The organism is Pseudomonas sp. BN417, assembly GCF_029871205.1.
Lineage (GTDB): Bacteria > Pseudomonadota > Gammaproteobacteria > Pseudomonadales > Pseudomonadaceae > Metapseudomonas.
In genome coordinates this window covers 54,444-73,507 of the sequence record NZ_SSOJ01000123.1, presented here as the reverse complement: position 1 = coordinate 73,507, position 19,064 = coordinate 54,444, and the positions used below count along the sequence as shown (strand labels likewise).

17 protein-coding genes are annotated in these 19,064 nt (G+C 64.9%); 11 read left to right on the top strand and 6 right to left on the bottom strand.

From position 1 onward, the window contains the following. Window positions 1-787 (bottom strand): rod shape-determining protein MreC (gene mreC / locus E8F11_RS15755; protein WP_280289770.1); only part of this gene is annotated, 787 nt, incomplete at its 3' end. 81 nt (window positions 788-868) lie between these two features. Further along, complete coding sequence (mreB, locus tag E8F11_RS15750; protein WP_280289767.1) at window positions 869-1,906, bottom strand: rod shape-determining protein MreB; 1,038 nt, start codon at window positions 1,904-1,906, stop codon at window positions 869-871. 218 nt (window positions 1,907-2,124) lie between these two features. On the opposite strand from mreB, the gene gatC reads away from it, so the two are divergent. The 5 genes from gatC to E8F11_RS15725 all read left to right on the top strand — a co-directional run bounded on the left by gatC (window position 2,125) and on the right by E8F11_RS15725 (window position 6,252). Then, entirely contained in the window at window positions 2,125-2,412 is a 288-nt protein-coding gene (gene gatC, locus E8F11_RS15745) for an Asp-tRNA(Asn)/Glu-tRNA(Gln) amidotransferase subunit GatC (RefSeq protein WP_120652916.1), read from the top strand. 14 nt (window positions 2,413-2,426) lie between these two features. Then, window positions 2,427-3,878, top strand: coding sequence for an Asp-tRNA(Asn)/Glu-tRNA(Gln) amidotransferase subunit GatA (gene gatA / locus E8F11_RS15740; protein ID WP_280289766.1), 1,452 nt, complete (start codon window positions 2,427-2,429; stop codon window positions 3,876-3,878). A gap of 11 nt (window positions 3,879-3,889) precedes the next feature. Beyond that, complete coding sequence (gene gatB, locus E8F11_RS15735) at window positions 3,890-5,335, top strand: Asp-tRNA(Asn)/Glu-tRNA(Gln) amidotransferase subunit GatB (protein WP_280289765.1); 1,446 nt, start codon at window positions 3,890-3,892, stop codon at window positions 5,333-5,335. A gap of 139 nt (window positions 5,336-5,474) precedes the next feature. After that, window positions 5,475-5,861: a septal ring lytic transglycosylase RlpA family protein gene (locus E8F11_RS15730; protein ID WP_280289764.1), complete on the top strand. Its 387-nt coding sequence runs from the start codon at window positions 5,475-5,477 to the stop codon at window positions 5,859-5,861. A gap of 13 nt (window positions 5,862-5,874) precedes the next feature. Further along, complete coding sequence (locus E8F11_RS15725; RefSeq protein ID WP_280289763.1) at window positions 5,875-6,252, top strand: carboxymuconolactone decarboxylase family protein; 378 nt, start codon at window positions 5,875-5,877, stop codon at window positions 6,250-6,252. Between the two features lie 107 nt (window positions 6,253-6,359). Here the strand turns inward: E8F11_RS15725 and E8F11_RS15720 are convergent, their stop codons facing one another. The 3 genes from E8F11_RS15720 to E8F11_RS15710 form a co-directional block, all read right to left on the bottom strand. Further along, entirely contained in the window at window positions 6,360-7,301 is a 942-nt protein-coding gene (locus tag E8F11_RS15720) for an AEC family transporter (protein WP_280289762.1), read from the bottom strand. Window positions 7,302-7,492: 191 nt separating this feature from the next. Further along, complete coding sequence (locus tag E8F11_RS15715) at window positions 7,493-8,053, bottom strand: response regulator transcription factor (RefSeq protein WP_280289761.1); 561 nt, start codon at window positions 8,051-8,053, stop codon at window positions 7,493-7,495. Window positions 8,054-8,077: 24 nt separating this feature from the next. Next, window positions 8,078-9,334: an ATP-binding protein gene (locus tag E8F11_RS15710; RefSeq protein ID WP_280289760.1), complete on the bottom strand. Its 1,257-nt coding sequence runs from the start codon at window positions 9,332-9,334 to the stop codon at window positions 8,078-8,080. A 343-nt stretch (window positions 9,335-9,677) separates the two neighbouring features. Here E8F11_RS15710 and E8F11_RS15705 point away from each other — a divergent pair, with 343 nt between their 5' ends. From E8F11_RS15705 to E8F11_RS15695, 3 genes are all read left to right on the top strand, one after another. Further along, a complete protein-coding gene (locus E8F11_RS15705; RefSeq protein ID WP_280289759.1) occupies window positions 9,678-10,394 on the top strand; it encodes an SIMPL domain-containing protein in 717 nt (238 codons plus the stop codon). A gap of 212 nt (window positions 10,395-10,606) precedes the next feature. Beyond that, the gene (locus tag E8F11_RS15700; RefSeq protein ID WP_280289758.1) at window positions 10,607-12,208 is read left to right on the top strand and encodes an ABC transporter substrate-binding protein; all 1,602 of its coding nucleotides are present in this window, start codon (window positions 10,607-10,609) and stop codon (window positions 12,206-12,208) included. A 52-nt stretch (window positions 12,209-12,260) separates the two neighbouring features. Then, entirely contained in the window at window positions 12,261-13,847 is a 1,587-nt protein-coding gene (locus tag E8F11_RS15695) for an ABC transporter substrate-binding protein (RefSeq protein WP_280289757.1), read from the top strand. A gap of 197 nt (window positions 13,848-14,044) precedes the next feature. Here the strand turns inward: E8F11_RS15695 and E8F11_RS15690 are convergent, their stop codons facing one another. Continuing rightward, window positions 14,045-15,259, bottom strand: a complete 1,215-nt coding sequence (locus E8F11_RS15690; protein WP_280289756.1) for a Xaa-Pro peptidase family protein — start codon at window positions 15,257-15,259, stop codon at window positions 14,045-14,047. A gap of 161 nt (window positions 15,260-15,420) precedes the next feature. On the opposite strand from E8F11_RS15690, the gene E8F11_RS15685 reads away from it, so the two are divergent. From E8F11_RS15685 to E8F11_RS15675, 3 genes are all read left to right on the top strand, one after another. Next, window positions 15,421-15,984 carry a cupin domain-containing protein gene (locus E8F11_RS15685; protein WP_280289755.1) on the top strand — a complete coding sequence of 188 codons (564 nt, stop codon included), beginning with the start codon at window positions 15,421-15,423 and terminating at the stop codon, window positions 15,982-15,984. A 264-nt stretch (window positions 15,985-16,248) separates the two neighbouring features. Further along, window positions 16,249-17,850 (top strand): ABC transporter substrate-binding protein, encoded by a 1,602-nt coding sequence (locus E8F11_RS15680; protein ID WP_280289753.1) that lies wholly within the window; start codon window positions 16,249-16,251, stop codon window positions 17,848-17,850. 201 nt (window positions 17,851-18,051) lie between these two features. Then, window positions 18,052-19,062 (top strand): ABC transporter permease subunit, encoded by a 1,011-nt coding sequence (locus E8F11_RS15675; RefSeq protein ID WP_280289752.1) that lies wholly within the window; start codon window positions 18,052-18,054, stop codon window positions 19,060-19,062. Window positions 19,063-19,064: the final 2 nt, after the last annotated feature.

Genomic DNA, 19,064 nt, shown 5'->3' with positions numbered 1-19,064 from the left:
GTTCTTCGGGGCTGCGGGTATCGGTGAATACCAGGAGCATGTAGCGGCTGCGGTTCAACGCGGCGGTGGGCACGGCACGCACGATGGCGAAGGGCTGGCCGGAGTCGTGGATGACTTCCTTGACCGTCGCCACCGGGTAACCGGCCGGGAAGCGCTGGCCCATCCCGGAGCTGACCAGGAGGTCGCCTTCCTTGATATCGGCGGTATCGGCCACGTGGCGCAATTCCAGGCGCTCCGGGTTGCCGGTACCGCTGGCGATGGCGCGCAGGCCGTTGCGGTTCACCTGCACCGGGATGCTGTGGGTGATATCGGTCAGGAGCAGCACACGGGCGGAGTAGGGCATCACCTCGACCACCTGGCCCATCAGGCCGCGGGCGTCGAGCACGGGCTGGCCGAGGAACACACCGTCCTTCTCGCCCTTGTCGATCAGGATGCGGTGGGTGAAGGGATTGGGATCGACGCCGATCAGCTCGCCCACCAGGACCTTCTCGTCCACCAGGGCGGAGGAGTTGAGCAACTCGCGCAGGCGCACGTTCTGCTCGGTCAGGGTCGCCAGCTTCTGCAGGCGGCGCTGCATCAGCAGGGCCTCGGCCTTGAGCTTCTCGTTCTCGGCGATCAGGGTGCTGCGGCTGGTGAACTGGTCGCTGACGCCGTCCCAGGCGCGAACCGGCAGGTCAGCCAGCCAGTAGAAAGGCGTGAGGACCAGACCCATCTGGCTGCGCATGGGCTTGAGGGTGTCGAAGCGGGCGTCGACCACCATCAGCGCAGCCGAGAGCACGGCGAACACCAGCATGCGCACGCCGAGCGAAGGTCCCTTGGTGAATAGCGGCTTGATGGCCCGCTCCTATGGCACTGAAGCTCCCCAACCTTACTCGGTGGAGAGCAGATCCATCGCGTGACGGTCCATCATCTCCAGTGCACGGCCACCGCCACGGGCGACGCAGGTCAGCGGATCTTCGGCGACTATCACCGGCAGGCCGGTTTCCTGGGCCAGCAGCTTGTCCAGGTCGCGCAGCAGCGCGCCACCACCGGTCAGCACCAAGCCGCGCTCGGCGATGTCGGACGCCAGTTCCGGCGGCGACTGTTCCAGGGCACTCTTGACGGCCTGGACGATGGTCGAAAGCGACTCCTGCAGGGCTTCGAGCACTTCGTTGGAGTTCAGGGTGAAGCTGCGCGGCACGCCTTCGGCCAGGTTACGGCCGCGAACGTCGATCTCACGGACTTCGCCGCCCGGGAAGGCGTTGCCGATTTCCTGCTTGATGCGCTCGGCGGTGGATTCGCCGATCAGGCTGCCGTAGTTGCGGCGCACGTAGGTGACGATGGATTCGTCGAAGCGGTCGCCGCCGACACGGACGGATTCGGCGTAGACGACACCGTTCAGCGAGATCAGGGCGATTTCGGTGGTACCGCCGCCGATGTCCACGACCATGGAGCCGCGGGCCTCTTCCACCGGCAGGCCGGCGCCGATAGCGGCGGCCATGGGTTCTTCGATCAGGAACACTTCACGGGCGCCGGCGCCCAGGGCGGATTCACGAATCGCGCGACGCTCCACCTGGGTGGACTTGCAGGGCACGCAGATCAGGACGCGCGGGCTCGGCTGCAGGAAGCTGTTCTCGTGCACCTTGTTGATGAAGTACTGGAGCATCTTCTCGCAGACGCTGAAGTCGGCGATCACACCGTCCTTCATCGGACGGATGGCGGAAATGTTGCCAGGGGTACGGCCGAGCATGCGCTTGGCATCGGTGCCTACGGCTACCACGCTTTTCTGGTTGCCATGGTTACGAATGGCGACCACGGAGGGTTCGTTGAGGACGATACCGCGCTCGCGCACGTAAATAAGGGTATTGGCAGTGCCCAGGTCGATCGACAGATCACTGGAAAACATGCCACGCAGTTTCTTGAACATGGGAGAGGGACCCTAGGCAACGCGTGGGTAAAAAAGTGCGGCAAACTCTAACAATGACGGGGATTTTGGGCAAGGCGCCGATATGTTAAATTGCCTGTTTTTCCGGGCCACCAAGGCCCATCATCGCGGCCTTTGACCGCCCGTTCGCAGCACCGTTCCCCGCTCGATTCCCGCACGGTCGACTGCCCACGCAGGCCGCTTCTAGTTGGAGACACCCGATGGCGCTTGAACGCTCCGACGTGGAAAAAATCGCCCATCTCGCCCGACTGGGCCTGAACGAGGCCGATATCCCGCGTACCACCGAGACCCTCAATAACATCCTCGGCCTGATCGACGCGATGCAGGCCGTGGACACCGACGGCATCGAGCCCATGGCCCACCCCCTGGACGCCACCCAGCGCCTGCGCGCCGACAGCGTCACCGAGGAAAACCGCCGCGACGCCTACCAGGCCATCGCCCCGGCCGTCGAGAACGGCCTCTACCTCGTGCCCAAAGTCATCGAATAAGGAAAGGGTTCCCCATGCATCAACTGACCCTCGCCGAGATCGCCCGCGGCCTCGCCGCCAAGGAATTCTCTGCCGAAGAGCTGACCCGCACCCTGCTGGCGCGCATCCACCAGCTCGATCCGCAATTGAACAGCTTTATCAGCATCACCGACGAACCGGCCATCGAACAGTCCCGGGCAGCCGACGCACGGCGCGCCGCCGGTGAGCAGGGCGCCCTGCTCGGCGCCCCCATCGCGCACAAGGACCTGTTCTGCACCGAAGGCGTGCTGACCAGCTGCGCCTCGAAGATCCTCAGCGGCTTCAAGGCGCCCTATGACGCCACGGTGGTTGCGCGCCTCAAGGCCGCTGGCGCCGTCAGCCTCGGCAAGCTGAACATGGACGAGTTCGCCATGGGCTCGTCCAACGAATCCAGCCACTATGGCGCGGTGAAGAACCCCTGGAACCTCGAACGCGTGCCCGGCGGTTCCTCCGGCGGTTCGGCCGCGGCCGTGGCCGCGCGCCTGGTGCCCGCCGCCACCGGCACCGACACCGGCGGCTCGATCCGCCAGCCGGCCGCCTTCACCAACCTCACCGGCATCAAGCCCACCTACGGCCGGGTTTCCCGCTGGGGCATGATCGCCTACGCCTCCAGCCTCGACCAGGGCGGCCCGCTGGCCCGCACCGCCGAGGACTGCGCCCTGATGCTGGGCGCCATCGCCGGGTTCGACCCGAAGGACTCCACCAGCGTCGACCAGCCGGTGGATGATTACCTGGCCGCCCTGAACCAGCCCCTGGCCGGGCTGCGCATCGGCCTGCCGAAGGAGTATTTCGGCGCCGGCCTCGACAGCCGCATCGCCAATGCCGTACTGGCCGTGGTCGAGGAGCTGAAGAAGCTCGGCGCCACCGTCAAGGAAGTCTCGCTGCCGAACATGCAGCACGCCATCCCGGCCTACTACGTGATCGCCCCGGCGGAAGCCTCCTCCAACCTGTCGCGATTCGACGGCGTGCGCTTCGGCTATCGCTGCGAGAACCCCTCGAACCTTGAAGACCTGTACAAGCGCTCCCGCGCCGAAGGCTTCGGCGATGAGGTGAAGCGCCGCATCATGGTCGGCACCTACGCCCTGTCCGCTGGCTATTACGACGCCTATTACCTGAAGGCGCAGAAGATCCGCCGCCTGATCAAGAACGACTTCGTCAGCGCCTTCGCCGAAGTCGACGTGATCCTCGGCCCGACCACGCCCAACCCGGCCTGGAAGCTCGGCGAGAAGAACAACGACCCGGTCGCCCAGTACCTGGAAGACATCTACACCATCACCGCCAACCTGGCGGGTCTGCCGGGCCTTTCCATGCCCGCCGGTTTCGTCGACGGTCTGCCGGTCGGCGTCCAGCTGCTGGCCCCATACTTCCAGGAAGGCCGCCTGCTCAACGTCGCCCACCAGTACCAGCAGGCGACCGACTGGCACAAACAAGCTCCGGCTGGATTCTGAGGAACACGCACATGCAATGGGAAACAGTCATCGGGCTGGAAATCCACGCACAGCTCAGCACCCAATCGAAGATCTTCTCCGGCAGCGCCACCACCTTCGGCGCCGAGCCCAACACCCAGGCCAACCTGGTTGACCTCGGCATGCCCGGCACCCTGCCGGTGCTGAACGCGGAAGCAGTGCGCATGGCCTGCAAGTTCGGCCTGGCCATCGACGCCCAGATCGCCGGGAAGAACGTCTTCGCCCGCAAGAACTACTTCTATCCGGACCTGCCCAAAGGCTACCAGACCAGCCAGATGGACCATCCCATCGTCGGCAAGGGCTTCCTCGACATCACCCTGGAAGACGGCACGGTCAAGCGCATCGGCATCACCCGCGCGCACCTGGAAGAGGACGCTGGCAAGAGCCTGCACGAAGACTTCCACGGCATGAGCGGCATCGACCTGAACCGCGCCGGCACCCCGCTGCTGGAAATCGTTTCCGAGCCGGACATCCGCAGCGCCAAGGAAGCGGTGGCCTACGTCAAGGCGATCCACGCCCTGGTGCGCTACCTCGGCATCTGCGACGGCAACATGGCCGAAGGCTCGCTGCGTTGCGATTGCAACGTCTCCGTGCGCCCGAAAGGCCAGGAAGCCTTCGGCACCCGCGCCGAGATCAAGAACGTCAACTCCTTCCGCTTCATCGAGAAGGCCATCAACCACGAAGTGCAGCGGCAGATCGAACTGATCGAGGATGGCGGCAAGGTGGTGCAGGAAACCCGCCTGTACGACCCGAACAAGGACGAGACCCGCTCCATGCGGAGCAAGGAAGAAGCCAACGACTACCGTTACTTCCCCTGCCCCGACCTGCTGCCGGTGGTGATCGAGCACAGCTTCCTCGACGAAGTCCGCGCCAGCCTGCCGGAGCTGCCGACCCAGAAGCGCGAGCGTTTCCAGAGCGAGTTCGGCCTCTCTGCCTACGACGCCAGCGTGCTCTCCGCCAGCCGCGAGATGGCCGACTACTTCGAAGCCGTGAACCAGGTCTGCGGCGACGCCAAGCTGGCCGCCAACTGGGTGATGGTCGAGCTCTCCAGCCTGCTCAACAAGGAAGGCCTGGAGATCGAGCAGTCGCCGGTTTCCGCCGAGCAGCTGGGCGGCATGATCCTGCGCATCAAGGACAACACCATCTCCGGCAAGATCGCCAAGATGGTCTTCGAGGCCATGGCCGCCGGTGAAGGTTCGGCCGACGAGATCATCGAGAAGAAGGGCCTCAAGCAGGTTACCGACACCGGCGCCATCGAGACGATGCTCGACGAAGTGCTGGCCGCCAACGCCGCCCAGGTCGAACAGTACCGCGCCAGCGACGAGGCCAAGCGCGGCAAGATGTTCGGCTTCTTCGTCGGCCAGGCGATGAAGGCATCCAAGGGCAAGGCCAACCCCGGCCAGGTGAACGAACTGCTGAAGAAAAAGCTCGAAGAGTAATACTGCCCGGCAGATTCCGCCTGGCGCCTTGTGGGGGCGAATTCATTCGCCAAGGAACGCACCGCGTTCCCCGCAGGCATCAGGCGGACAGCCTTTCGGCCTGCTTGGCGAACGAATTCGCCCCTACACAGGTAATGCCATGCAGCGCCTGCTTTGCCTCCTCGCCTTCACCAGCCTGCTGGTCGGCTGCTCCTATACCCCCTTCGAGCGTGATCGTGAGACGCCATCGGGCGACTATCGCGCCGAAGGCAAGGCCTCCTATTACGGCGCCCGGCACCACGGCAAACGCACCGCCAGCGGTGAGCGTTTCAACCAGAACTCACTGACCGCCGCCCACCGCACCCTGCCCTTCGGCACCCGGGTGCGCGTCACTAATCTCAGGAACGAGCGCACGGTGGTGGTGCGCATCAACGACCGGGGCCCCTACGGACGCGGGCGCATCATCGACGTCTCGCGCAAGGCCGCCGAGGCCCTCGGCATGCTCCGCAGCGGCGTGGTGCCGGTGCGGGTGGAAAGTCTCGACTGACAGGAGCATCACCATGAGCGAAGAACGCAAACCCGGCCTGCAGGTACGCCGGGAAGTCATGGGCGACGCCTTCGTGGACCGCGCCATGGGCAACGCCACCGAGTTCACCCAGCCGCTGCAGGACTTCGTCAACGAACATGCCTGGGGTGGCGTCTGGAACCGCGAAGGCCTGCCGCGCAAGACCCGCAGCCTGATCACCCTGGCCGCGCTGACCGCCCTCAAGTGCCCGCAGGAGCTGAAAGGCCATGTGCGCGGCGCGCTGAACAATGGCTGCACGGTCGAAGAAATCCGCGAAGCCCTGCTGCATTGCGCCGTCTATGCCGGGGTTCCCGCCGCCATAGACGCTTTCCGCGCCGCCCAGGAAGTCATCGACGACTACCAGAAGGCCTGAACTGGTTTCACTGAGCCGTGGCCCGTAGGGTGCCCGACCCGGGCCCCGATGGTGGACATGAAAAGCGATGTCCACCCTACGACAGCACAGGTAGCCCGGATGCGGTGTCAGAGCAGCCCCGCCCACTGCAGGAAGAACAGTCCCACGTTGGTCGTCACGACGGCCGCCAGGGTGGTTATCACGATGATCGCCGCCGCCAGCTCGTGGTTGCCGTTCACCGCGCGGGCCATCACGAAGCTCGCCGCGGCGGTCGGGCTGCCGAAATAGAGGAAGAGGATCGCCAGCTCGGCGTTGCGGAAGCCGCAGAGCCAGGCGCCGAAAGTGGCCAGGATCGGCAGCCAGACCATCTTCATCAGGCTGGCGCTGATGGCGATCCTGCCGCTGGAACGCAAGGAGGCCAGGGACAGGGTCCCGCCGATGCAGATCAGAGCCAGCGGCAGGGTCATCTGGGCGAAGTACTCGCCCGAGGTGATCAGCCAGGCCGGCAGCGGAATCTGCCAGTAGGCCACCGGGATGGCCGCCAGCACGCCGATGATCAGCGGGTTGCTGATGATGCTCCGGGCCAGGCTCAGCGGATCGCTCTTGGCGTCCGGGCTGTAGATGGCCAGGACGATGGCCGAGAGCGTGTTGTAGCTGAGAATCACCACCCCACCGAGTATGCCGCCCACTGACAGGCCGTAGTCGCCGTACATGCTGGTGGCCAGGGCCAGTCCGATGATGCCGTTGTTGCCGCGGAACGCGCCCTGGGCATAGATGCCGCGATCGGCCGGCGGGCAGCGCAGGATCGCCCAGCCCCAACCGATCAGGAAGCACACCAGGGTCGCCGCGACGAAGTAGCCGATCAGCGCCGGCTGCAACGCGGTGCGCAGGTCCGCCTGGACGATGCCGAGGAACAGCAGGGTCGGCATGGTGCCCTTGAACACCAGGGAAGACGCCGTATTGATGAAAGCCGCGTCGATCCAGCCGAGGCGCTTGAGCCCCACCCCCAGGAACAGCATGGAGAACACCGGGGCGGTGATGCTGAGGGTCTGCTGGACGACGGCGAGCATTGGCGAACCTTGGCACGGAAGATAGTTAGGCGGCTAAGGATACCAAGGGTTAGGAGGGAAATTACCTTGTGGGGGCGAATTCATTCGCTGAGCAGGCCGCAGGCCTGCCCTACCGATGTGAAGGGGGACACTGCGTGTCCCTTCGCGAATGAATTCGCCCCCACAAGTTCACCCCACAAAGACAGGCCCGCTCAGCGGCGCACCGGCCGCTTCTGCAGCTTGCGCTGCAAGGTCCGCCGGTGCATGCCCAGGGCGCGGGCGGTGGCGGAGATATTGCCGTCGTGCTCGGCCAGCACTCGCTGGATGTGTTCCCACTGCAGGCGGTCCACCGACATGGGGTTTTCCGGCACCAGGCTGTCCAGGTCGGCGTGCTCGGAGAGCAGCGCAGTGAGTACGTCGTCGGCGTCGGCCGGCTTGCACAGGTAGTTGGCGGCGCCGCGCTTGATGGCTTCCACCGCCGTGGCGATGCTCGAATAGCCGGTGAGGATCACCACGCGCATCTCCGGGTCCAGCTCCAGCAACTTGGGCAGCAGCACCAGACCCGAGTCGCCGTCCATCTTGAGGTCGAGCACGGCGTAGTCGGGCAGGTCTTCCTTGGCCATCAGCAGGCCTTCCTCAGCGGAGCCGGCGACCGACACCCGCAATCCGCGACGGCCCATGGCCCGCGCCATGACGCGGGTGAAGGTGGCATCGTCGTCCACCAGCAGCAGGTGGGGCTGTTCTTCGCCTTCGATCAGGGGTTCGTCAGTCATTTCGTTTCCTCGTCGTCAAGGCACTCAGGCGACGCCGTAGGCGCGCGGCAGGCGCAGCTCGGTCAGGGTGCCGCCTTCTTCATGGTTATAGAGTTTAACCGTACCGCCGGCACGCGTGACGCTGGCCTGGCTCAGGAACAGGCCGAGGCCGAAGCCCTTGCCCTTGGTGGTGAAGAAGGGCCGGCCCAACTGCTCGGCGATGGCCAGGGGCACGCCAGCGCCATGGTCGCGGATGCTCAGGACGATCCACTGGTGGTCCCAGCTGAGGCGGATGTCGAGCTTTTCCGGGCAGGCATCGGCGGCATTGTTGAGCAGGTTCAGCAGGGCCTGGGTCAGGTCCGCCGGGGGTTTCAGCCGGGGGGCCGTACCAAGGCCCAGGCATTGGTAGCGGTAGGTGGCTTCGGGGCGCATCAGGTGCCAGCGGTTGAGAGCAACCTCCAGCCATTCCATCACTGTCTGTTCCACCACCGCCTGGCGGCGGTCCGCTTCGGCAGCGCGCACCAGGTGCTGCAGGGTGTCCTTGCAGAGCATCACCTGTTCCTGCAGCAAGGCCAGGTCATCCTGCAGCGTCGGCTTGTCGCCATACTCCTGGCGCAGCTCTTTCAGCAGGACGCTCATGGTCGCCAGGGGCGTGCCCAGCTCGTGAGCGGCGCCGGCGGCCTGGGTAGCCACGGCCAGCAGCTGCTGGTCACGCATGCTTTCCTCGCGGCGCACCGCTTGCAGTTGGTCTTGCCGACGCAGCTCCTCGGCCATCCGCGCCACGAAGAAGGTGATCAGCGCTGCCGCCAGGGCGAAGCTCAGCCACATGCCGTAGACCAGCAGGGACTCGCGCTGCCCGGCGGGCATCTCCAGCGGGTGGAAAAGCACCAGCAGCAGGGTGTAGGCCGCCAGCGCCAGGCCGGCCAGGGTAACGGTGTAGAGCCAGGGGAGGGTCGCCGCGGCGATGGTCAGCGGCACCAGGTAATAGGAGACGAAGGGGTTGGTGGAGCCCCCGGAGAAATACAGCAGCACGCTGTGGATGATCAGGTCGAAGCCCAGTTGCACCGAGTACTCCAGCTCGGTCACCGGCCAAGGCCCGCGCAGGCGCAGCGCCGTGCCCACACAGAGGACCAGCGACACGCCGAGGGTCAGGCTCAGGGCCAGCCAGGGCAGCTGCAGCAGTTGGGACTTGTAGGCGAGACCGACCGAGCCGGCTTGGGCGGCGAGGACGAGGATGCGGATCAGGGTCAGCCGCAGGAGGTTCTGGCGGCTGGCGGACAATAGCTGTACGGGTTCGAGCATGGGCACTCCCAAAGTTGGCCGGAGTATAACCAAGGCTCACCCCGCCCCGCCTGCGTGCGGCAACTCGCCGCAGCGGAATTGGCCGGCGAATGCAACCGATCCTGTGGGGGCGAATTCATTCGCAATGGGACGCGCAGCGGCCCCCTGCCTGACACCCGGGCAGACCTGCGGCCTGCATAGCGAATAAATTCGCCCCCCCACAAGGTTCTCCGGCCTGTCACTCTGGAACATTCGTCCCGATTTCCGGTCAACTGCGCCGGTTAACCCGAATGGCCGGTTACCCTCGTCCAATACGGAGAATCATCGCGCAACCCGCGCGAACCCAGTCCCACAAGGAGTCGTCATGCCCAAGTTCACCCGCCTCGCCGCCGCCCTCGCCCTCTGCGCCGCCAGCCTCGGCAGCCTCTCGGCCCAGGCCGGCGACGAAGTCCACTACAACCAGGTGGCGGTGCGCGCCGAAGTCAGCCAGGAAGTTGCCCACGACCTGATGCACGTGACCCTCTACAGCGAGTCGCAGAACACCGACCCGGCCAAGCTGGCCGACCAGATCACCCGCACCCTAAACGCCGCGGTCGAGAAGGCGCGCAAGTCCAAGGGCGTCACCGTCAGCCTGGGCAGCCGCAACAGCTATCCGGTGTACGACGAGAAGGGCCAGAAGATCACCGCCTGGCGCGAACGCGCGGAACTGCGCCTGGAAAGCGCCGATTTCGCCACCCTGTCCCAGCTCAGCGCCGACCTGCTGGGCGACCTGAAGATGGCCGGGATGAACTTCAGCATCGCCGAGAAGACTCGCAAGACCCATGAGGATGAGTTGATCAAGCAGGCCGTGGACGCCTTCAAGGCCCGCGCCCAGCTGGCTACCGCCGCCCTCGGCGGCAAGGCCTACAAGCTGGTCAATCTGAGCCTGAACAGCGGCGGCTTCCAGCCGCCGCAGCCGATCATGATGCGCGCCATGGCCGCCAAGGGTTATGCCGACAGCGCCGCCGCCCCGGAGATCGAGGCCGGCACCAGCCGCGTCAACGTCAGCGCCGATGGCACCATCGAAGTGCAGATGCCTTGATGCGGCACTGGGCGCCGCCCGTTCGGCGCGGCGCCCCTCCCCGTTCTACGGCCTGAATTTGCAGAATTGCGACAAGCCCTTACAGCTTTATTCCACCGACTACACTCTTTCCCGTCCAGCTATTGCGTCGGGCATATGCCCTGCATAGCTTCACGCAAGGTCCCCACAAGGGGCCCCTCACGATGACAAACAGAACAAAACATGAGGTCAACATGCGTAAAAACGCCGTCATCCAGGCTCTTGTCGCTGCTGGGCTGATCACCAGCGCACCTTTCGCCAGCGCTGCAAGCAACCTGGTCTTCTGCTCCGAAGGCAGCCCCGCCGGCTTCGACCCGGGCCAATACACCACCGGCACCGATTTCGACGCTTCCGCGGAAACCATCTTCAACCGCCTGACCCAGTTCGAACGCGGCGGCACCGCCGTGATCCCGGGCCTGGCCGAGAAGTGGGACGTATCCGCAGATGGCCTGACCTACACCTTCCACCTGCGCAAGGGCGTGAAGTTCCACACCACCGAGTACTTCAAGCCGACCCGAGATTTCAACGCCGACGACGTGCTCTTCACCTTCCAGCGCATGCTCGACAAGGATCACCCGTTCCGTAAGGCCTACCCGACCGAATTCCCCTACTTCACCGACATGGGCATGGACGCGAACATCTCCAAGGTGGAGAAGGTCGATGACCAGACCGTCAAGTTCACCCTCGCCAGCGTCGACGCCGCCTTCATCCAGAACCTGGCGATGAGCTTCGCATCGATCCAGTCCGCCGAATATGCCGACCAACTGTTGAAACAAGGCAAGGCCGCGGACATCAACCAGAAGCCGATCGGCACCGGCCCCTTCGTGTTCAAGCGTTACCAGAAGGACGCGCAGATTCGTTTCACCGGCAACAAGGACTACTGGGTTCCGGGTGACGTGAAGATCGACAACCTGATCTTCTCCATCAGCACCGATGCTTCGGTGCGCATGCAGAAGCTCAAGGCCAATGAATGCCAGATCACCCTCTTCCCGCGCCCGGCCGATCTGGAATCGCTGGCAAAGGACCCGAACCTGAAAATGCCATCGCAGCCGGGCTTCAACGATGGATATATCGCCTACAACGTCCTGCACAAGCCGCTGGACAAGCTGGAAGTGCGTCAGGCACTGGACATGGCGGTGAACAAGAAAGCCATCATCGACGCGGTCTACCAGAGCGCCGGCCAACTGGCCGTGAACGGCATGCCGCCGACCCAGTGGTCCTATGACGAGACCATCAAGGATGCCGGCTACAACCCGGAAAAGGCCAAGGAACTGCTGAAGGCCGCAGGCGTCAAGGAAGGCACCGAGATCACCCTCTGGGCCATGCCGGTGCAGCGCCCCTACAACCCCAACGCGAAGCTGATGGCGGAGATGCTGCAGTCCGACTGGGCCAAGGTGGGTATCAAGGCGAAGATCGTCACCTACGAATGGGGCGAATACCTCAAGCGCGCCAAGGCCGGCGAACACGACACCATGCTGATTGGCTGGAGCGGCGACAACGGTGACCCGGACAACTGGCTGGGCACCCTCTACGGCTGCGACGCGGTAGACGGCAACAACTTCTCCAAGTGGTGCGACGCCGGCTACGACAAACTGATCAAAGAGGCCAAACGCACTACCGATCAGGCCAAACGCACCGAGCTGTACAAGCAGGCGCAGCACATTCTCAAGGACAATGTGCCGACCACCCCGATCGCCCACTCCACCGTGTACCAACCGATGCGCAAGAACGTGCAGGACTTCAAGATCAGCCCGTTCGGCCTCAACTCCTTCTACGGCGTGAGCGTCGGCAAGTAAGCCGGCAAACGGGGCCTTCGGGCCCCGTTTTCTTTTTCATGAAGGAAGCCCGATGCGTCGTTGCCTGCTGTCCCTCGCCCTCTGCCTTCCCCTCCATGCCGCAGCCAGCCAGTCCCTGGTGGTCTGCACCGAAGCCAGCCCCGAAGGCTTCGATATCGTCCAGTACACGGCCGCCACCACGGCCGATGCCTCCTCCGAAACCGTCTTCGACCGCCTGATACAGTTCGCCCCCGGCAGCACCCGCCTGCAACCGGGCCTGGCGGAAAGCTGGCGCATCAGCGACGACGGCCTGGTCTACGAACTGCAACTGCGCAAGGACGTGAAGTTCCACACCACGCCCTGGTTCACGCCCAGCCGCGCGTTCAACGCCGACGACGTGCTCTGGAGCTTCCAGCGTCAGCTCGACCCGAGCCACCCCTGGCACAAGCTCTCACCGCGCGGCTTCCCCTATGCCGAATCCATGGCCCTGGGGCAATTGATCGAGCGCATCGAGAAGCTCGACGAGCACCGCCTGCGCTTCACCCTGAAGCATCCCGAGGCGCCCTTCCTCGCGGATCTCGCCATGGGGTTCGCCTCCATCTATTCCGCCGAGTACGCCGAGCAGTTGCTCAAGGCCGGCAAGCCGGAACTGCTCAACCGCGAGCCGGTGGGCACCGGCCCCTTCGTCTTCGAGCGCTACCGCAAGGACGCGCAGATCCGCTTCCGCGCCAACCCGGACTACTGGCAAGGCAAACCGGCAATCGACAAGCTGCTGTTCGCCATCACCCCCGATCCCAATGTGCGCGTGCAGCAGCTCAAGGCCGGCGCCTGCCAGGTGGCGGTGTACCCGCGCCCCACCGACATCGCCGCCCTGCGCCAGGACCCGGCGCTGAACGTCCTCGAACTGGATTCCCTGCTCGTCGCCTACGTCGGCATCAACACCCGCCACCCGCCCCTGGACGACGTGCGGGTGCGCCAGGCCATCAACCTCGCCTTCGACAGCCGCGCCTACCTGCGTGCGCAGTATGGCGAAGGCAACGCCAGCATCGCCGTGGCGCCCTACCCGGCCACCTTGCTCGGCTTCAACGACAAGCTGGCACCCTGGCCCCATGATCCGGAAAAGGCCCGCCAGCTGCTGGCCGAGGCTGGCCACAAGGAGGGATTCAAGCTGTCCATCTGGACCCGCCCCGGCGGCGGTCCGACCAACCCCAACCCCGGCATTGGCGCACAGATGCTCCAGGCCGACCTGGCCGCCATCGGCATCAAGGCGGAGATCCGCGTCTATGAATGGGGCGAGTTGATCAAGCGCGCGAAGAATGGCGAACACGACCTGGTGTTCATGGGCTGGGCCGGCGACAACGGCGACCCGGACAACTTCCTTACCCCCAACCTGTCCTGCGCCGCAGCCAAATCAGGGGAGAACCAGGCCGGCTGGTGCGACCAGGCGTTCGACGACCTGATTCGCCAAGCCCGCGCCATTACCGACCCGGCCCGCCGCGCCGAGCTCTACTGCCGGGCCCTGGCGATCTTCCACGAGCAGGCGCCCTGGATTCCCCTGGCCCATCCCAAGCAGTTCGCCGCCCTGCGCAAGGGGGTGGAGGGGTTCAAGCTGAATCCGCTGGGGTCGAATAATTTCTCAAGGGTGAAGCTGGCGAAATAGGTTGGCTTGACGCCTGTGGGGGCGAATTCATTCGCTAAGCAGACCGCAGGTCTGCCGGTCGGCATCCAGCAGGACTCGGCTGCCCTCTCCCCAACCCTCTCCCGCAAGCGGGAGAGGGGGCTGTCCGCGCGAGGGCGAAATCCGGCTTACCCCTGTAGGGGCGAATTCATTCGCCAAGCGGGCCGAAGGTCCGCCTCTCAGACCAACCCAAACGGATCGTCGATGGAGTGGCTCGGCTGGGTAAACCAGCGCGGGCCTTGTGCCGTCATGTAGAAATGGTCTTCCAGGCGAATCCCGAACTCGCCAGGCACGCAGATCATCGGCTCGTTGGAGAAGCACATGCCCTCGGCCAGCGGCGTCTTGTCGCCGCGCACCAGGTAAGGCCCTTCGTGGATATCCAGGCCGATACCATGGCCGGTGCGGTGGGGCAGGCCGGGCAGCTGATAGTCCGGGCCCAGGCCGGCGGCTTCAAGGCTGCGGCGGGCCGCGGCGTCCACTACCTGGCAGGGCTCACCCAGCCGGGCCGCCTCGAAGGCCGCCTGCTGTGCTGCCTTCTCGGCATTCCAGAGGGTGCGCTGGCGTTCGCTCGGGGTGCCGAACACATAGCTGCGGGTGATATCCGACTGGTAGCCGTGGAGCTGGCAGCCGGTATCGATCAGCACCATGTCGCCGTCCTTCAGCACCTGCGCATGCTTCACCCCATGGGGGAAGGCGCTGGCCTCGCCGAACAGCACGATGCAGAAGGTCGAGCCCGGCGCGCCCACCTTGCGGTGCGCCTGGTGGATGAACTCGGCGACCTCGAGGGTGCTGATGCCTTCGCGCAGGATGCTGGCGGCCGCCTTGTGCACCTCCAGGGTCATGTCCTTGGCCTGCTGCATCAGCGCCAGTTCGGCGGTCGACTTGTGGAAGCGGCAGGGATCGATCACGCGGGCCGCATCGACGAATTCACAGCCCGATCCCAGGCGGCGGATGCCGTCGAACATGAAGAAGGCCAGGGACGGGCACAGCCCCACCACCGCACCAGGCGCGACGCCCATGCCCTGCAGCACGTCCAGCAGCAGGCGGTAGGGGCTCTCGTGCTCCTGCCAGGTGTGAAGGCCCCCTTCCACTTCGCGGAAGTCGCGGATGGTGCCTTCCTCGAACGCCGGGGCGATGTAGGCCAGCGGACCATTGGCGGGCAGCACGGCGCCGACCATGCGCTCGCTGGGGCTCCACTTCACGCCGGTGAAGTAGCGCAGGTTGCTCCCGGCATTGAGGTAGATGGCTGCCAGGCCCTGCTCACGCATCAGGCCCTGGGCCTTGGCGATCCGCGCCTGGTATTCGCCCAGCCCAATGGGCTCGGCGCCCGCGGTCATGCTGGCCAGGCCGGCGAGGGCCTGCTCCGGAGTCTTCCCACCCACGCCCACTGTCATCTTGTTCTCCCGAGTGAAGTTGCGATCGGCCGAATTTAAGCACCACTTAAATAGCCTTCACAACAAATTTTCAGCCCCACTTAACTTTCAACAATGCGACAAGCCTTTTCTCTGAAGCGCCGCTCGTTATACTGGCGCCCTTCAGAACAAGAGCCACGCCAATGACCGTAGATCGCATCGGGGAACGTCTGCGCCGCTACCGCCGCGCCGCCAACAAGACCCTGAGCCAAGTCGCCGCCGAATCGGGCCTGACGGCCAGCTTCCTGTCCCAGGCGGAGCGCAACCTCACCGGTGTGTCCATATCGTCCCTGGCGAACATCGCCAAATCCCTGGGAGTTCCGCTGAACAGCCTGTTCGACCAACCCACCCAGCACCAGCCCGATTCCCACCAGGGCCAGCGCGTGCGCTACACCATCGGCGGCCAGCCGCTGGCCTACGAGCGCCTGTCCAGCAACTTCCCCGGCAACCTGATCAACGCCGTGAAAATGAGCATGCCGGTGGGCTACCGGTCCGAGCTGATTTCCCACGAGGGCGCGGAGTTCGCCTATGTCCTCTCCGGACAGATCGTCTACACCATCGAAGGCCGCAACTACCCCCTGGGTCCCGGGGATTCGGTGCATTTCGATGCCGCCAAGCCGCATTTCCTCGCCAATGCCGGCGACGAAGTGGCCGAGGTGCTGACCGTCACCACCATGGGCCTGTTCGACGACCACCCCACGCCCTGACCGCCCGGTTCCCATAAGTAAGCGCCACTGAATTTAAGTTGACCTTAATTTCAGCATCACTTAAGTTCGGCCTCGGCCCGCAGGCGCGGGAGCATCCCTTCGCGCCATGCGGCCATCGCCCGCCCGGGAACGCCGGTATCCGGCCCCAGGCTTGCGATTGACGGGCAGCCTGCGGCCCACGACGCCGCAGGGCCAGGTGCTACGGACACAGCAAGTTTCGACCACCTGATACGCCGCCCTCAGAACAACAACAACGAGGTTCGCATGCGTCAGAAAACCCAGCTCAAGACTATGCTCGCCGCCGGCCTGATCCTCGGCTCCGGCATCACCCACGCCGCCAGCAACCTGGTCTTCTGCTCCGAAGGCAGCCCTGCCGGCTTCGACCCGGGCCAGTACACCACCGGCACCGATTTCGACGCGACCTCCGAAACCATTTTCAACCGCCTGGTGCAGTTCGAGCGCGGCAGCACCCGCGCCGTGCCGGCCCTGGCAACCAGCTGGGAGATCAGCGAAGACGGCAAGCGCTACGTCTTCCACCTGCGCCCGGACGTGAAGTTCCATACCACCGAGTACTTCAAGCCGAGCCGCACGCTCAACGCCGACGATGTGCTCTTCACCTTCCAGCGCATGCTCGACAAGAACCACCCGTTCCGTAAGGCCTACCCCACCGAGTTCCCCTACTTCACCGACATGGGCCTGGACAAGAACATCGCCAAGGTGGAGAAGGTCGACGACCTGACCGTGGCCTTCACCCTTAACGAAGTGGACGCCGCCTTCATCCAGAACCTGGCGATGAACTTCGCGGCCATCCAGTCCGCCGAGTACGCCGACCAGTTGCTGAAGGCCGGCAAGGCCGCCGAGATCAACCAGAAGCCAATCGGCACCGGCCCCTTCGTGCTCAAGCGCTACCAGAAGGACGCGCAGATCCGCTTCACCGGCAACAAGGACTACTGGAAGCCCGAGGACGTGAAGATCGACAACCTGATCTTCGCCATCAACACCGACGCCTCCGTGCGTACCCAGAAGCTCAAGGCCGGCGAATGCCAGGTCACCCTCAATCCGCGTCCGGCGGATATCGAGGCCCTGAAGAAGGACCCGAACCTGCAGGTCCCCAGCGAGCCTGGCTTCAACCTCGGCTACATCGCCTACAACGTCACCCGCGCGCCCTTCGACAAGCTCGAGGTGCGCCAGGCGCTGGACATGGCGGTGAACAAGCAAGCCATCATCGGCGCCGTCTACCAGGGCGCCGGCCAACTGGCCGTGAACGGCATGCCTCCGACCCAGTGGTCCTATGACGAGACCATCAAGGACCGCGCGTTCGACCCGGAAAAGGCCAAGGCACTGCTCAAGGCCGCCGGCGTCAAGGAAGGCACCGAGATCACCCTCTGGGCCATGCCCGTGCAACGCCCCTACAACCCCAATGCCAAGCTGATGGCCGAGATGCTCCAGGCCGACTGGGCCAAGGTCGGCATCAAGGCGAAGATCGTCAGCTACGAATGGGGCGAGTACATCAAGCGCGCCCACGCCGGAGAACACGACGCCATGCTGATCGGCTGGACCGGCGACAACGGCGACCCGGACAACTGGCTGGGTACCCTCTACGGCTGCGACTCGGTCAACGGCAACAACTTCTCCAAGTGGTGCGACGCCAGCTACGACAAACTGATCAAGGCGGCCAAGGCCACCCCGGACCAGGCCAAGCGCACCGAGCTCTACAAAGAGGCCCAACACGTGCTCCAGCAGCAGGTGCCGATCACCCCGATCGCCCACTCCACGGTCTATCAGCCGATGCGCGCCAGCGTGAAGGACTTCCTGATCAGCCCGTTCGGCCGCAACAGCTTCTACGGCGTCTCCAACGGGCGCTGAGCAGAGGGGGCCGGGCAACCGGCCTCGATGCATTCCTCCAACCGGCACAGACCGGACGAGGCTTTCTCACCTGCCACAACGAACGCCAGGCGCCGTACCCGACACCCTCGGGCCGGCGCCTTTACCCACGCGGCCTAAACTGCTGGGAACGGCCACCTTTGTTGGCCGGCACGAATAAAAGATGAGGAGTGATTCGCCAAGATGCTGAGTTTCATTGCACGCCGACTGGGGCTACTGATCCCCACCTTCTTCGGCGTCACCCTGCTCACGTTCGCCCTGATCCGCCTGATTCCCGGCGACCCGGTGGAAGTGATGATGGGTGAACGCCGGGTCGACCCGGAAATGCACGCCCAGGCCATGGAACGCCTCGGCCTCAACAAACCGCTGCCGGAACAGTACCTGGACTACATCGGCAAGCTGGCGCAGGGCGACCTGGGCGAATCCCTGCGTACTCGCGAGGGCGTCTGGAGCGAGTTCCTCACCCTGTTCCCCGCCACCCTGGAGCTGGCCATCGCCGCGCTGATCTTCGCCGGCACCCTGGGCGTGCTGGCGGGGGTGATCGCCGCGCTCAAGCGCGGCTCGCTGTTCGACCACGGGGTGATGGGCATCTCGCTCGCGGGCTACTCCATGCCGATCTTCTGGTGGGGCCTGCTGCTGATCATGTTCTTCTCCGTGGGCCTGGGCTGGACCCCGGTTTCCGGTCGCATCGACCTGCTCTACGACATCGAGCCGAAAACCGGCTTCATGCTCATCGATACCCTGCTCAGCGAGGAGGAAGGCGCCTTCGTCGACGCCTTGCGCCACCTGATCCTGCCGGCGATCGTCCTGGGCACCATCCCGCTGGCGGTGATCGCCCGCATGACCCGCTCGGCGATGCTCGAAGTGCTGCGCGAGGACTATGTCCGCACCGCCCGCGCCAAGGGCCTGTCGCCGGCCCGCGTGGTCTTCGTCCACGGCCTGCGCAATGCGCTGATCCCGGTGCTCACGGTGTTCGGCCTGCAGGTGGGTACCCTGCTCGCCGGCGCCGTCCTGACCGAAACCATCTTCTCCTGGCCCGGCATCGGCAAATGGCTAATCGAGGCCATCGGCGCCCGTGACTACCCGGTGGTGCAGAACGGCATCCTGCTGATCGCCTGCCTGGTCATCCTGGTCAACTTCGTCGTGGACATCCTCTACGGCCTGGTCAACCCGCGCATCCGCCATCAACGCTGAGG